The organism is Streptomyces sp. NPDC017991 (genome assembly GCF_044328075.1).
In the GTDB taxonomy this organism is placed as follows: Bacteria; Actinomycetota; Actinomycetes; order Streptomycetales; family Streptomycetaceae; genus Streptomyces.
On sequence record NZ_JBIRGP010000003.1, the window covers coordinates 521,925 to 535,094 of the forward strand.

Sequence of the window (13,170 nt, forward strand, 5' to 3'; positions counted from 1 at the left end):
ACGGAGAAAACCCCCTTATTGGGGGGACTTTCCCATGGGCTGGACGCCCTCGATCGTGGCACAGAGTGCATGGAAAAGGCAGCCCAGCCTCTCGCAGCTGCGCGCCTTCGCCGCGGTGGCAGAGCATCTGCACTTCAGGGACGCGGCCACCGCCCTCGGCATGAGCCGGCCCGCGCTGCCCGGCGCGGTCTCGGCGCTGGAGGAGACCCTGGGCATTGCGCGCGAGGCGCTGCGCGAGCGGGGGAGTACGGGGAGTTGGCGGGGCGCTGGGGGCGGTGCGGCGCCGTCGTGGCTGGCCGCGCCGTTCCCCGCGCCCCTAAAAGATTGCGCCGTTCCCCGCGCCCCTGAAGACGAAAGACTGCGCCGTTCCCCGCGCCCCTGTGTGGGGCACCCCCCTCGGGGTTACTCCGTGCGCAAGCCGTCCGGGCGCATCAGGCGTAGGAGCGGGGGGACGCTCAGGGCCGTTACCGCCAGGACCACCGCCGCGCCGATGCCCGTCATGGCCAGGACGCTCAGCCAGTCCACCGTCACCGTCGTGCCCGTCATCTTCAGCAGGACCGCGCCCAGCGTGAGGCCCACCACCGAGGCGAGGAGCAGGCCCAGCGCGACCGGGATCGCGGTCTGCCACAGCACCGACAGGCTCAGTGTGCGGCGCCGGGTGCCGAAGGCGACCAACGCTGAGAGCAGCTTCTTGCGCTCGCGCAGCTGCTCCAGCTGGGAGACCAGCAGGCTCGCCCCGATCAGTGCGAGGACGCAGGCCGAGCCGACGAACAGCCCGGTGCGGATGGAGTCGAAGCGGTCCGACCGCTCACTGCTCGTGTACGTCATGGGGTCCGCGAGCGGGTTGATCTCCGCGGCGGTGTTGCGTACGAGTTCCTGCCCGTCCGGGACCGTCGCGTCGAGCTTGAGGTAGACCACCCCGCTGGTGGCCGGGACCGCGGCGGCGGGCAGCGCGCTCGTGGTGAACAGGAAACCGCCGCGCTCCCAGCCCGTCGGGTCCTTGCGCGGATCAGCCTTCTTGATGTCCCGCGGCACGGTCCAGGCCACCTCCGCGCCCTGCACGACGTCGTCGTAGGAGGGGTCGACGACGAGCTTGCGGCCGGGCTTCGCGAACTTCGCGGTCTCCGAGTCGTACTCGGCCCCCTGCACGGCGAACACATCGCCCTCGCGGCACGAGGACAGCTTCGCCACCTCGCGCAGGGCGGCACAGTCGCCGACCGTGATCAGCGAGGACGTGTCGGGGTTCTTCGCCCGCTCGCTCAGCGTGGTGTCGGACAGCGCGACGGCGCCGCGTACCCCGCGGGTGTCCGCGAGCTTGTTCCGGGCGTCCGCCAGGGAGACGGCCTTCGGTACGGATATCTCCATCTGGGCCCGCGAGAGATCCTGCCCGGTGGACTTCGTGAAGTCGTCCTCGACACCGGCGAACAGCATCTGCAGGGCGATCGCGCCGGCCACCGCCACCGCGATGCCGTTGACCATGCGGGCCGCGGTGCCGCTGCTCAACTGCAGCCTCCGAATGGCCAGTTGCCAGGAGACCGAGCCCGAGTTGAGGCGGGCGACGACGGCTTCCACGACCCACGGCAGCAGCGCGGTGATGCCGACGAGGAGCAGGATGACACCGCCGGTCACCATGTACTCGTTGAAGTCGCCGTTGTTGTTGCCCTTGCCGATCATCGGGGCGAGCAGGCCGAGACCGCCCAGCGGCAGCAGCAGCCGCCACCACAGCCGGCGCCGCGCGGGCCTGGCCGTACGCACCACGCCGAGCGGCTCGATGACCACGCCGCGCAGGGCGAGGAGCGTCACCGCCACCGCGGCGGCCGGGACCGCGACGGCGATCAGGACGGCGAGTACGGGCGTCGGGTCGAGGTAGCTCGGGAAGACGCTGATCCCGAAGAGCTCCAGGGAACCGGCGATCTGGCGGCCGATCAGGAAGAAGCCGACGCCGAAGAGCAGTCCGAGGAAGGCTCCGGCGAGCGCCTCGCCCGCGGCGATCCGGCGGGTCATCCGGCCGTCGGCGCCGACCAGCCGCAGCGCGGCGAGCCTGCGGTCGCGCCGTTCGCCGCCGAAGCGTACGGCCGCGGCGATGAAGACGCCGACCGGCATCAGCAGCACCACGAAGACCGTGAGGACGAGCAGGAGGAGGACCGGGTCCATCTCCTCCGAGGGCCCCTTCGTCGCGCCGAAGGTGCTGAGGCGCGTGATGCGTGAGCCTTCGTCGAACTCGGCCAGGTTCCGGCCGCCCGTGTAGTAGGCGAGTTCGGCCGAGCCGATCAGGCCGCTCTCACCGATGGTCCCGGTGACGCGGTACGGCAGCCGGTCGCGCAGCAGCCCGGCGTCCTTGAAGTCCAGCAGTTCCTTCAGCGCGGGGGACACGACCATCTCGCCCGGTGCGGGGAACTTCTCGATCCCGGGCGGCAGCGGCGCCCGCAGGCCCTCGGGCTCCAGCTGACGGCCGCGCACGTCCAGGCCGCGGAACTCGGTGTCGACGTTCGCGACGAGCACGGTTTTGTCGGACTTGGCAGGTTCGGCAGCGTTCATCACCAGGTCCATCCGCGCGTACTCACGGTCGGACCGTGCCTGCAGCGCGCTGGGGATCGCGGTGGTGAGCAGCAGCAGCGCCACGCCGAGCCCCACGCCGACACCGGTGAGCAGGACCCGTACCCAGCCCTCGCGACCGCCGGTGAACGCGAACTTGATCCCCATGGCGAGGTCTCTGGACCACTGCCGCAACATGGGGGTCGCACGGCGCGGATCGTCCCAGGCGGGCGGCTCCGGGGAGGCCTCGGGCGGGGCGGCGGCGGTGGACGCGCGGGCGCTCATACGACGCGCTCCATGTCGCGGGACTTCCCGTCGCGTACGACGATCTCGCGGTCCGAGTACGCGGCCACCCGGGTCTCGTGCGTGACGAGGACGACGGCGGCGTTGGCGGACCGGGCGGCGTCCGTGAGCAGCTCCATCACGCGCTCGCCGTTGAGCGAGTCGAGGGCGCCGGTGGGCTCGTCCGCGAACAGCACCCGGGGGCTGGTGACCAGGGAGCGGGCCACGGCGACGCGCTGGCCCTGGCCGCCGGAGACCTCGCCGGGCCGCTTGCCCGCCAGGTCGTCGACCTCCAGGCGCTCCATCCAGGACAGGGCGGTGCGCTCGGCCTCCTTGCGGGAGGTGCCGTTGAGGCGCAGCGGCAGGGCCACGTTCTCGACGCAGGTCAGTTCCGGCACCAGCTGGCCGAACTGGAAGACGAACCCGAACTGGGAGCGCCGCAGCGCGCTGCGCTGGGAGTCGTTCATGGTCGCCATCTCACGGCCGCTGTACGTGATCGAGCCCGAGTCGGGCGTCACGATGCCGGCGAGGCAGTGCAGGAGGGTCGACTTGCCGGAGCCCGAGGGGCCCATCACGGCGACGACCTCGCCCGGGTGGATGGAGAACTCGGCGCCGTCGAGGGCGTTGGTGGGGCCGTACGCCTTGCGCAGGTCGTGGGCCACGAGCAGGGAGCCTGCGGGGGTCATCGGGTCACCGCCTCAGCGAGTTTGCCGAGGCGGGCCGCGGTGAGTTCGAGCCACCGCAGGTCGGCCTCAAGATGGAAGAGGGCGTGGTCGCAGATCAGCTGGTCGGCGAGATCGCCCTTGCGTTTGCGGTCGGTGAGGATGCGCATCATGCGCAGGTGTTCCGAGCGCTGGGTGTCGAGGATCTCGGACGCGTCGCGGTGCGTCAGGAGGGCGAGGACGACCTTCGTGTAGAGGGTCGACTGGAGATACGGCTCGGGCTTCTCCGGCGTCGCGAGCCACCGCTGGACGTCGGTGACGCCGGCCTCGGTGATCGCGTACCGCTTGCGCTCGGGGCCTTCGCCCGCCTCTATCCCGTCGACCTCCACAAGGCCGTTCTTCAGCAGCCGGGACATCGTCGAATAGACCTGGCCGTAGTGGAGCGGCCGGTCGTGACCGAACTTCTCGTCGAAGGCCCGCTTCAGGTCGTAACCGTGACGGGGGCCGGACTCCAGGAGCCCTAGGAGCGTGTGACCGATGGACATGCGGAGCACTCTACACAGTGCGTATACACGGCGTGTATACGCACTGTGTAGACCTGTGCCCGGGGTGTGTGTCCCCGCAGGTCGGACCCGATTGTCACGGTTCTGCGACTGCCTGGAGGGGGCCGGATCTTGGGTAGGTGGGTGCGGGCCCGGTGGGGGTTGCCCGCGCAGTTTCCCGCGCCCCTAAAAGATTGCGCCGTTCCCCGCGCCCCTGAAGGGCGAAAGGCTGGGGCGCAGCCCCGCCTTTCAGGGGCGCGGGGAACGGCGCGAGCAACCCCCACCGGCCCCGCACCCGAACGCGGTGGCGCCGGCGCCTACTCCTCCCCCTCCTCGGAGAGGGCAGGCCGCCCCCGCCGGGGGATGGGGCCGGCCCCACCGGGCAGGCGACCCGCCTCCCCCAGCGCGCGCCGCAACAGAAACTCGATCTGCGCGTTGGCCGAGCGCAGCTCATCCCCGGCCCACCGGGCCAACGCCTCGTACACCAGCGGATCCAGCCGCAACAGCACCTGCTTGCGCTGCTGCTGCGCCCGCCGCCGAGGCGGATCCGGGGGAGTCGGATCCGGGGGAGTCGGAGGGGCCCCCTCCGGAGATGAACTCACTGGTAGAGGGATCCCGCGTTCACGACGGGCTGCGGCGCCCGGTCCCCGCACAGAACCACCAGCAGGTTCGACACCATCGCCGCCTTCCGCTCGGAGTCCAGCTCGACGATGTCCCGCTCGGAGAGCTGGGCGAGCGCGGCCTCGACCATGCCGACCGCCCCGTCCACGATCTGGCGCCGCGCGGCCACGACCGCACCCGCCTGCTGCCGCTGGAGCATCGCCGAGGCGATCTCGGGCGCGTACGCGAGATGCGTGAAGCGCGACTCGATGATCTGCACGCCCGCCGCGTCCACCCGCGCCCGCAGCTCGACCGCGAGCTTCTCGGTGATCTCCTCCGCATTGCCCCGCAGCGACAGACCTTCCTCGTCATGGGCGTCGTACGGGTACTCGATGGCGATGTGCCGCACGGCCGCCTCGGTCTGGGTGGCGACGAACTCCAGGAAGTCGTCCACCTCGAAGCTCGCCTGCGCGGTGTCCTCGACCCGCCACACCACGACGGCGGCCAGCTCGATCGGGTTGCCGTAGGCGTCGTTGACCTTGAGGACGGCCGTCTCGTGATTGCGTACCCGCGTCGAGATCTTCGTACGGGACGTGAGCGGGTTGACCCAGCGCAGCCCGTCCTCGCGGATCGTGCCGCGGTAGCGGCCGAAGAGCTGGACGACGCGGGCCTCGCCGGGCGCCACCATGTTCAGGCCGCACATGGCGACGAAGGCGGCGAGGCCGATCAGGATGCCGGCCACGATGAGCGCGGCCTTGCCGCCGGTGGCGTCCACCGCGGTGGCGGAGACGATCAGTGCGGCCCCCAGCAGCAGTCCGACGAGCCCGAGCAGCAGCGCGAGCCCGCCGCCGATGCTGTGCGCGGAGACCTCCCGTACGCGCGGAGCGGGCATCTCGGGTACGTCGGCGATGTCCTGGGCATGGCCCGGAGAGTCGTGTGCGGACATGAGTGGTCCCCCGTTTCCTGGTGCTTTCGTGGTGCGTTCGGCGCCGGCGCCCCGTGTGCGGACGCCCGGCTCGATCTATCTAAGTGATATCACTTTACCCGCCACGGCAACCTTCCACTCCCGTGAATCGTCGGTTCCATAGGGGTGGGTGCTGATTCTCACGTCCGTAAAAGGCCGGATCGACAGGCGTTTGTCCTCAGCTGCGGTGTTAGTTTGCTGAGCTGACCTGAGCGATGAACCTGTGAGACACGAGAGACGGAAGCGGAGCGGACGTATCCATGGGACGAGCGGATGAGAGACGAGCGCGGCAGCGCGGTGGACACCGCGGCGCGCCGAAACGCTCGTCCAAGGCGGAGGGCAAGGCCGGCAAGAGCGGTATACGCCGTTTCTTCACCTGGAAGAAGATCCTCGGCACGTTCTTCGGTCTCTGCCTGCTCGTGATGGCCGCCTTCATCGGTCTCTACCTGATGATCGACGTTCCCAAGGGGAACGCGGCGGCGGTGCAGCAGAGCAACATCTACAAGTACTCCAACGGCGACACGCTGGCCCGCGACGGTGAGGTCAACCGCGAGCTGGTCGATCTGGAGCAGGTCTCCGAGGGCGTCCGGATGACCTTCGTCGCCGCCGAGAACAAGTCCTTCTACAAGGACTCCGGCGTCGACCTGAGGGGCACGGCCCGCGGTCTGCTGAACACCCTGTCCGGCAAGGGCAAGCAGGGCGGTTCGACGATCACCCAGCAGTACGTCAAGAACTACTACCTCACGCAGGACCAGACCGTCACGCGCAAGCTGAAGGAACTGGTCATCTCGCTGAAGGTGGACCGCCAGCAGTCCAAGGACGCCATCCTCGCGGGCTACATCAACACCAGCTACTACGGCCGCAACGCCTGGGGCATCCAGGCCGCAGCGCAGGCGTACTACCGGGTCGACGCGGACAAGCTCAGCGTCGCCCAGAGCGCGTATCTCGCCGCCCTGCTCCAGGCCCCGAGCCAGTACGACTGGGCGGTGGCGAGCGACACCAGCAAGGAACTCGTCAAGAACCGCTGGAACTACGTCCTGGACAACATGGTCGAGGAGAACTGGCTGGACTCGGCCAAGCGCGACGCCATGACGTTTCCCGTGCCGAAGGACCCCAAGGGCGCACCCGGCTTGGAGGGCCAGGCGGGCTACCTGGTGGAGGCCGCCAACTCGACGCTGGAGAAGCAGCTTGTCGAGGAGGGCACGGCCTCCGACATGGACGAGGCCGCGACGCTGGTCAAGGCGGGTGGCTGGACCATCACGCTGAACATCGACAAGAAGAAGCAGGCCCAGCTGGAGAAGGCCGTCAAGGCCAAGCTGACCAGCAAGCTCGACGGGAAGAAGCGGGACGTGGACGCCGACATCCAGGCCGGCGCCGCCTCCGTCGACCCGAAGACGGGCCGGGTCCTCGCGATGTACGGCGGCGTGGACTACGTGAAGCACTTCACGAACAACGCGACGCGCCGCGACTACCAGCCCGCCTCCACCTTCAAGCCCGTCATCCTGGCCGCGGCCGTCGACAAGGACGCCACGACCCAGGACGGCGACCCGATCGCGGCGAACACGATCTACGACGGCACCAGCAAGCGTCCCGTCCTCGACGACGGCACGAAGGTCGGCTTCTCCCCGCCGAACGAGGACGACGTCGACTACGGGGACGTCGACGTCCAGACCGCGATGAACAAGTCCATCAACTCCGTCTTCGCGCAGATGGGCGTCGATGTGGGCATGGACCAGGTCATCAAGACCGCGGGCGAGCTGGGCATGGACGTCGAGGGCGTCAAGTCGGTGCCCGCCCAGACCCTCGGCACGATGGGCGCGAGCCCGCTGGAGATGGCCGGGGTCTACGCGACCCTCGACAACCACGGCAAGAAGGTCACCCCGGCCGTCATCAAGTCGGTCGAGCACAAGGACCGCGCGGTCAAGTTCCCGGACGCGATCGGCGAGCAGGTCGTCAGCCGCGAGGCCGCCGACACCGTCACCTCGATCCTGACGGGCGTGGTCGACGACGGTACGGCCCGGACGTCGGTACGTGACAACCCGGCCCGGGACGGCCAGCAGGTCGCCGGCAAGACCGGTACGTCCGACTTCAACAGGTCGGCCTGGTTCACCGGTTACACCCCCGACCTGGTCACCTCGGTGGGGATGTTCGGCGAGGACGCGAAGACCCACGCGCAGGTGACGATGCAGGGCGCCACCGGCCTCCTGCCGGGCAAGGGCCGCGTCAACGGCGGTGGCTATCCCGCGCAGATCTGGGCGTCGTACACCTTCGACGCGATGGGTGACGTGACCAGGTTCGACCTGGACACGAAGCAGGGCGCGGCCGTCAGGCCCACCCCGACGCCGACGGTCACCCCCACGCCGACGACCCCGTCCGCGGAACCGTCCACCGAGGACCCGACGACGCGACCGCCGACGAGCACCTCACCACCGGAGTCCTCTCCGGAGGTGACCCCGTCGGAGGAGGAACCCACCCCGACGACGAGCGCCCCGTCGTCCCCGGGCGGCATAGAACTCCCCCCGGACCCGGACGACCCCCAGTCGGACGACTGACCGGGGACCGCCCCCTTCCGGGGCGCCCCTGAAGGGGCGCGGGGAACTGCGCGACCAGCCACGACGGGCCCGCAGTTCCCCACCGACGCGAGCAAGAACGGCGCTCAGACCGAAACCGCGGCACTCATCCCTTCCTGACCGCGTGGGCGATCCGGTCACCGATCCCCTTGTCGATGTTGCGCCAGTACTGGAAGGCCCGTTCCAGCACAGGCGGCGACACATCGGCCGACAGATGCCCGCTGACGTTCGTCACGAGCCGCTCACGCTGAGCATCGTCGAGCACCTGCCGGACCATCGTCCCGGCCTGCCCGAAGTCGTCGTCCTCGCGATGCCGGCGGGTGGCCTCCCGCACCAGCTCACCGGCGGTCTGCCAGCTCGCCGGCTCGCCGAACCGCCCGAAGTCGGCCGCGGGCCCGCCGTAGGAGTTGGGCGCGTACGGCCGCGCCGCGTTCGACGGCACGTACCGCATCGGACCGTCCTTGGCGTACGAGTTGACCGCCGAGTGCGGCCGGTTGGGCGGCAGCTGCGCGTAGTTCGGGCCGATCCGGTACCGGTGGGTGTCCGGGTACGAGAAGAGCCGGCCGAGCAGCATCTTGTCCGGCGAGGGGCCGATGCCCGGCACCAGGTTGGACGGCTCGAAGGCGGCCTGCTCGATGTGGACGAAGTAGTCCTCGGGGTTCTTGTCGAGGACCATCCGGCCGACGTCGATCAGCGGGTAGTCGCCGTGCGGCCACACCTTCGTCAGATCGAAGGGGTTGAAGCGGTAGTCCGCCGCGTCCTCGAACGGCATGACCTGGACCTTGAGGGTCCAGCTCGGCGCGTTCCCCGCCTCGATCGACTCGTACAGGTCACGGCGGTGCTTGTCCGCGTCCGAACCGGCCAGCTCGTCGGCCTCGGCCTGGGTGAGGTAGTCGATGCCCTGATCGGTCTTGAAGTGGTACTTCACCCAGAACCGCTCACCGGCGCCGTTGATCCACATGTAGGTGTGGGACGAGTACCCGTTCATGTGGCGGTACGTCTTCGGGACGCCCCGGTCGCCCATCAGCCAGGTCACCTGGTGCGCGGACTCGGGCGAGAGAGTCCAGAAGTCCCACTGCATGTCGTTGCTGCGCAGCCCGGTCACCGGGTGGCGCTTCTGCGAGCGGATGAAGTCCTGGAACTTGATCGTGTCACGGACGAAGAAGACCGGGGTGTTGTTGCCGACCATGTCGTAGTTGCCGTGCTCGGTGTAGAACTTCAGGGCGAAACCGCGCGGGTCGCGCCAGGTGTCGGGGGAGCCCTGCTCACCCGCGACGGTCGAGAAGCGCGCCAGCATGTCCGTGCGCTTCCCCGGCTGGAAGAGGTCGGCCCGGGTGAACTGGCTGACGTCGTTGGTGACTTCGAAGAAGCCGTACGCGCCGCTGCCCTTGGCGTGCACCACCCGCTCCGGGACCCGCTCCCGGTTGAACTGGGCCATCTTCTCGATGAGGTAGTGATCCTGGAGCAGGATCGGGCCGTCGGGGCCGACGGTGAGCGAGTGTTCGTCGCTCTCCACCGGAATTCCGACGTTGTTCGTGGTGTACGGAGCCTGGTCGGGTGCCTGCGTCACGCGCGTCCTCCCGTTCGAGAAGAGTCGATCGATCGCTTCGCTCACCCAGCAGTCAACTCCGCCGACGGGATGTCGGCAACATGTGGACGGGGTCCGATGCCGGTGCTGTTCCAGCTTGCTTCGGGGGTCGCCGAGTCACTGCCGGGAGGCGTGCCGCAGGGGTACCCCCTCAGCTGTGGTTCAACTCGAACCAGACGACCTTTCCCGTACTGAGCCGGGTCGCGCCCCACCGCCTGGCCAGCTTGTTCACCAGGTAGAGGCCGCGTCCGCCCTCGTCCGTGGCGCGCGCCTGCCGCAGCCGCGGCAGCTGCGGGACGTCGTCGCCGACCTCGCAGCGCAGCACGTCGGTACGGAGCAGACGCAGCGTGACGGGCTTGGTGGCATACCGCACGGCGTTGGTGACGACCTCGCTGACGAGCAGCTCCACGGAGTCCGTGAGCTCCTCCAGGTCCCAGCGGGACAGCGCCTTGCGGGCCAGCCGGCGGGCCCGGCCGGGCGCCGAGTCCTCGGGGTCCAGGTGCCACAGCGCGACATCGCTCGGCGCGATCCCGTCGAAGCGGGCGGCGAGCAGCGCGATGTCGTCGTCCCGGTCACCCGGACCGAGCATGTCGAGCACCTCGTCGCACAGCGCCTCCAGGGGCGGCGGATGGTCCGGGCCGGTCAGCTGGGCGGTGGCGGCGATCCGCTCGCGCAGTTGCTCTATCCCGGTCCACACGTCACGCAGCCGCGACTCGACCAGCCCGTCGGTGTACAGCAGCAGCGTGGCGCCCGCGGGCGCGTCCAGCTCGACCGCCTCGAAGTCCACGCCCCCTACGCCGATGGGAGCACCCGGCGGTACGCGCAGTACCTCGGCACGCCCGCCCAGATGCAGCAGTACGGGCGGGGGATGGCCCGCGTTGGCGATGGTGATGCGGTGCGCGACCGGGTCGTACACCGCGTACAGGCAGGTCGCCATGCGGTCGGTGCCCAGGCGCTGGGCCTGCTCGTCCAGGTGGTGCAGGACCTCCTGCGGCGGCAGGTCGAGCCCGGCGAGGGTCTGCGCGGTCGTGCGCAGCTGGCCCATGATCGCCGCCGAGGTCATGGAGTGGCCCATGACGTCACCGACGACGAGGGCGACCCGGCTGCCGGGCAGCGGGATCGCGTCGTACCAGTCGCCGCCGACCCGCGCGGTCTCGGCGGCCGGCAGATACCGGGACGCCAGCCGCACACCGGTCGGCCGGGGCAGTGTCTCGGGAAGCATCGTGCGCTGCAGTTCGTCGGCGATGTACGCCTCGCGCCCGTACAGCACCGCCTTGTCGATGCCGAGCGCGCTGTGCGTGGCGAGCTGCGCCGCGACCAGCAGGTCATCGGTCTCGAAGGCGGGCCGGTCGGGGCGGCGCAGGAACAGCGCGGCACCGATCACCCGCCGCCGGCCGCGCAGCGGCGCGAGGATCGCGCGCTGGCCGCCGGGCACGGTCAGGTCGTCGCCGATCAGCTCGGGCAGGGCGGCCCGGGCGGCGGGCGCGTCCGCGAAGACGGGCCGCACCCCGCGCAGCACCTCGTTCAGCGCGCCCCCGGGCCGTACGGTGCACAGCTCGGCGGTGATGCCGACGTCGGGCTCGGGCTGCAGCGCGGGCAGCAGGAAGCCCTCGGTGTCGCGGTCCTCGGGGATCCGGTCCGTACGCCGCAGCCGCAGCACGACGGGGCCGGTGGGCCGCTCGTCGCCCACCGGCAGCGGGTCGCGCAGATAGACGAGGATCGCGTCCGAGAAGGTCGGCACGGTGGCCCGGCACAGCCCCATCACGATCTCGTCGAGGTCGATGCCGCGGGCGATCCGCCGGGTGGCGGCGCCCACGAAGCGCAACCGGTCGCCGTCCCGGCGCATGGGCATGGGCGCGCCGGGCGCCGGGCTCTGTCCCGTACGACGGTCCTTGCCGCCCAGCTGGACGGCAGGCTCCGCGCCGGACCCGGCGCCCAGGGACTGGGGCCGCGGCCGGTGCGGATCGGGTTCGTCGGCCGGTCCGGTGGCCGACGGCTGGGAGTGCTCGGGCCCGGAACCGGTGGGCGCACCTGTTGCGGCGGCCTGCGCGTCCGCGGTCACGGGCGTGCCGACCGGGTCCTGGCCGTCGGGAACGGGCATGCCGACGGCCCCCGAGGAATCGGGGGTGTCGTCAGGCCGTCCCTGCGCCGGTAAACCGGGTGAGCCCTGTGGTGGCGGCTCCGGGGTACGCAGAAGCGCCCCGCGAGGGTCCGCGGGGGCCGTGGGCCTGGCAGCGCTGGGCTGTCGGCGCTCATGGGAGGTGGGGTGCTCCGTCACGCGTGTCGAATCCATCCGTCCGGTGCTGCGCGCCGTGCGTGCAGTTCGTCCCGCAGAGAGCCCGATACCCGGAATGCGTGTCCCAGGAACAGAATCCCCGCGTGATCAGACAGCCTCTCAGAAGAATGACCTTCGGACACCGGCGGGAACAGCCTGATTCGCCGGCTCCGGGTCGTACCGCTGTGACCCTCGTACCCCACGCTCACGTCCTGCCGCCCCTCGGTGACGTTCGGTCAAGCACAGTGCCTTGTGCGGGAGTTGCCGTGGCGCACCCGCCCACCACCCGACCACCACTCCTCAACGACGGTGTCGCGCACCGACCCTGACTGTTCGTTCTTTCCGTTGCGGAGGACGATCCTACGGTTCTACCACGGGGGCGCATCAAGGGTCTCATGTGGACACGTGCGCGGGCGTGCGATCCCAGTCGTCGGGCAGGGACGGTACGGACCAGGCCGGATCGGGGCGCCAATGCTGCCAGCCGTCCGAGAACGGCGGACCCCAGCGGTGGATCACGTCGACCGCCGCGCGCCCCGCGTCCGCCACGCGCGCGGCCAGCCCTTCGTCCATCAGGCCGTCCCGCTGGGCCTGCGCGAACTCGTCCTCGTCGCGCCAGCCCCAAGTCCGGTCCGGGTGCACCGAGATGTCGAGGAAGTGGTCCTCGGAGTCGACCCCGCCGGCCCATCTGGCCAGCGGCTCCTCCAAGTTGACGTACCAGTTCTTGAACTGCCAGCCCGGGTCCCAGAACAGCCACACCGACCAGGGTTCGCCGGGCCGCGCCAGTTTCAGGACACCCGTGCCGAACCAGCGGTCGCGCTGCACCGTCCGCGGCTTGGTGTAGCGGGACTCCAGCGGCTCCGCGTGCACCGGGGTGCCGTCCGTGAGGACGGGCTTCACGCACTCCGTCCCCGGGGCCAGCCACACGGCGAGCAGGTCGCCGTCGTCCCGCACGACGGTCACGGGGCGCGCGATGTGGAAGCGATCGCCGGCGTTCTCCCGGTAACGCCACAGGATCCGACTCCCGGGGTTCCAGTACGCCGCCGAACCGCCCGCTTCCACGTGTGTCACCGCTCCACCCTCTGCCATGGACAGATATTAGGTGCCCGGGGCATACGACGCGGCGGTAAGCGCCATGGTTCGCCTGCTCGCCGG

General features: G+C 70.3%; 9 protein-coding genes and 1 pseudogene. 2 read left to right on the forward strand and 8 right to left on the reverse strand.

Translation table 11 applies throughout. The annotated features are described in order from the left end of the window. Window positions 1-34: 34 nt before the first annotated feature. A pseudogene (locus ACH4DZ_RS10840) lies at window positions 35-205 on the forward strand (LysR family transcriptional regulator); the annotation flags it as partial. 197 nt (window positions 206-402) lie between these two features. Here the strand turns inward: ACH4DZ_RS10840 and ACH4DZ_RS10845 are convergent. The 5 genes from ACH4DZ_RS10845 to ACH4DZ_RS10865 form a co-directional block, all read right to left on the reverse strand. Further along, window positions 403-2,733, reverse strand: coding sequence for an ABC transporter permease (locus ACH4DZ_RS10845; protein ID WP_398287069.1), 2,331 nt, complete (start codon window positions 2,731-2,733; stop codon window positions 403-405). Window positions 2,734-2,816: 83 nt separating this feature from the next. Continuing rightward, on the reverse strand, window positions 2,817-3,503 hold the full coding sequence (locus ACH4DZ_RS10850) for an ABC transporter ATP-binding protein (RefSeq protein WP_398286682.1): 687 nt from the start codon (window positions 3,501-3,503) through the stop codon (window positions 2,817-2,819). Next, window positions 3,500-4,024 (reverse strand): PadR family transcriptional regulator, encoded by a 525-nt coding sequence (locus ACH4DZ_RS10855; protein WP_107020256.1) that lies wholly within the window; start codon window positions 4,022-4,024, stop codon window positions 3,500-3,502. The genes ACH4DZ_RS10850 and ACH4DZ_RS10855 overlap by 4 nt, the downstream gene beginning before the upstream one ends. Before the next feature lie 314 nt (window positions 4,025-4,338). Continuing rightward, window positions 4,339-4,623, reverse strand: coding sequence for a hypothetical protein (locus ACH4DZ_RS10860; protein ID WP_398286683.1), 285 nt, complete (start codon window positions 4,621-4,623; stop codon window positions 4,339-4,341). After that, window positions 4,620-5,567 carry an SPFH domain-containing protein gene (locus tag ACH4DZ_RS10865; RefSeq protein ID WP_398286684.1) on the reverse strand — a complete coding sequence of 316 codons (948 nt, stop codon included), beginning with the start codon at window positions 5,565-5,567 and terminating at the stop codon, window positions 4,620-4,622. The genes ACH4DZ_RS10860 and ACH4DZ_RS10865 overlap by 4 nt, the downstream gene beginning before the upstream one ends. A gap of 278 nt (window positions 5,568-5,845) precedes the next feature. Between ACH4DZ_RS10865 and ACH4DZ_RS10870 the strand changes: the two genes are divergently transcribed. Continuing rightward, window positions 5,846-8,137 carry a transglycosylase domain-containing protein gene (locus ACH4DZ_RS10870; RefSeq protein WP_398286685.1) on the forward strand — a complete coding sequence of 764 codons (2,292 nt, stop codon included), beginning with the start codon at window positions 5,846-5,848 and terminating at the stop codon, window positions 8,135-8,137. 124 nt (window positions 8,138-8,261) lie between these two features. Here ACH4DZ_RS10870 and ACH4DZ_RS10875 read toward each other — a convergent pair whose 3' ends face one another. The 3 genes from ACH4DZ_RS10875 to ACH4DZ_RS10885 form a co-directional block, all read right to left on the reverse strand. Continuing rightward, window positions 8,262-9,725 carry a catalase gene (locus ACH4DZ_RS10875; RefSeq protein ID WP_398286686.1) on the reverse strand — a complete coding sequence of 488 codons (1,464 nt, stop codon included), beginning with the start codon at window positions 9,723-9,725 and terminating at the stop codon, window positions 8,262-8,264. Between the two features lie 169 nt (window positions 9,726-9,894). Beyond that, a complete protein-coding gene (locus tag ACH4DZ_RS10880) occupies window positions 9,895-12,036 on the reverse strand; it encodes a SpoIIE family protein phosphatase (protein ID WP_398286687.1) in 2,142 nt (713 codons plus the stop codon). A gap of 375 nt (window positions 12,037-12,411) precedes the next feature. Further along, window positions 12,412-13,104 (reverse strand): DUF402 domain-containing protein, encoded by a 693-nt coding sequence (locus ACH4DZ_RS10885; RefSeq protein ID WP_398286688.1) that lies wholly within the window; start codon window positions 13,102-13,104, stop codon window positions 12,412-12,414. Between the last annotated feature and the right edge of the window lie 66 nt (window positions 13,105-13,170).

What these genes read in the sequence shown, in the direction of transcription:
- ACH4DZ_RS10845 (WP_398287069.1), bottom strand. Translation starts at nt 2,733, where the DNA reads ATGTTGCGGCAGTGGTCCAGAGACCTCGCCATGGGGATCAAGTTCGCG.
- ACH4DZ_RS10850 (WP_398286682.1), bottom strand. Translation starts at nt 3,503, where the DNA reads ATGACCCCCGCAGGCTCCCTGCTCGTGGCCCACGACCTGCGCAAGGCG.
- ACH4DZ_RS10870 (WP_398286685.1), top strand. Translation starts at nt 5,846, where the DNA reads ATGGGACGAGCGGATGAGAGACGAGCGCGGCAGCGCGGTGGACACCGC.
- ACH4DZ_RS10880 (WP_398286687.1), bottom strand. Translation starts at nt 12,036, where the DNA reads ATGGATTCGACACGCGTGACGGAGCACCCCACCTCCCATGAGCGCCGA.
- ACH4DZ_RS10885 (WP_398286688.1), bottom strand. Translation starts at nt 13,104, where the DNA reads ATGGCAGAGGGTGGAGCGGTGACACACGTGGAAGCGGGCGGTTCGGCG.
- ACH4DZ_RS10865 (WP_398286684.1), bottom strand. Translation starts at nt 5,567, where the DNA reads ATGTCCGCACACGACTCTCCGGGCCATGCCCAGGACATCGCCGACGTA.
- ACH4DZ_RS10855 (WP_107020256.1), bottom strand. Translation starts at nt 4,024, where the DNA reads ATGTCCATCGGTCACACGCTCCTAGGGCTCCTGGAGTCCGGCCCCCGT.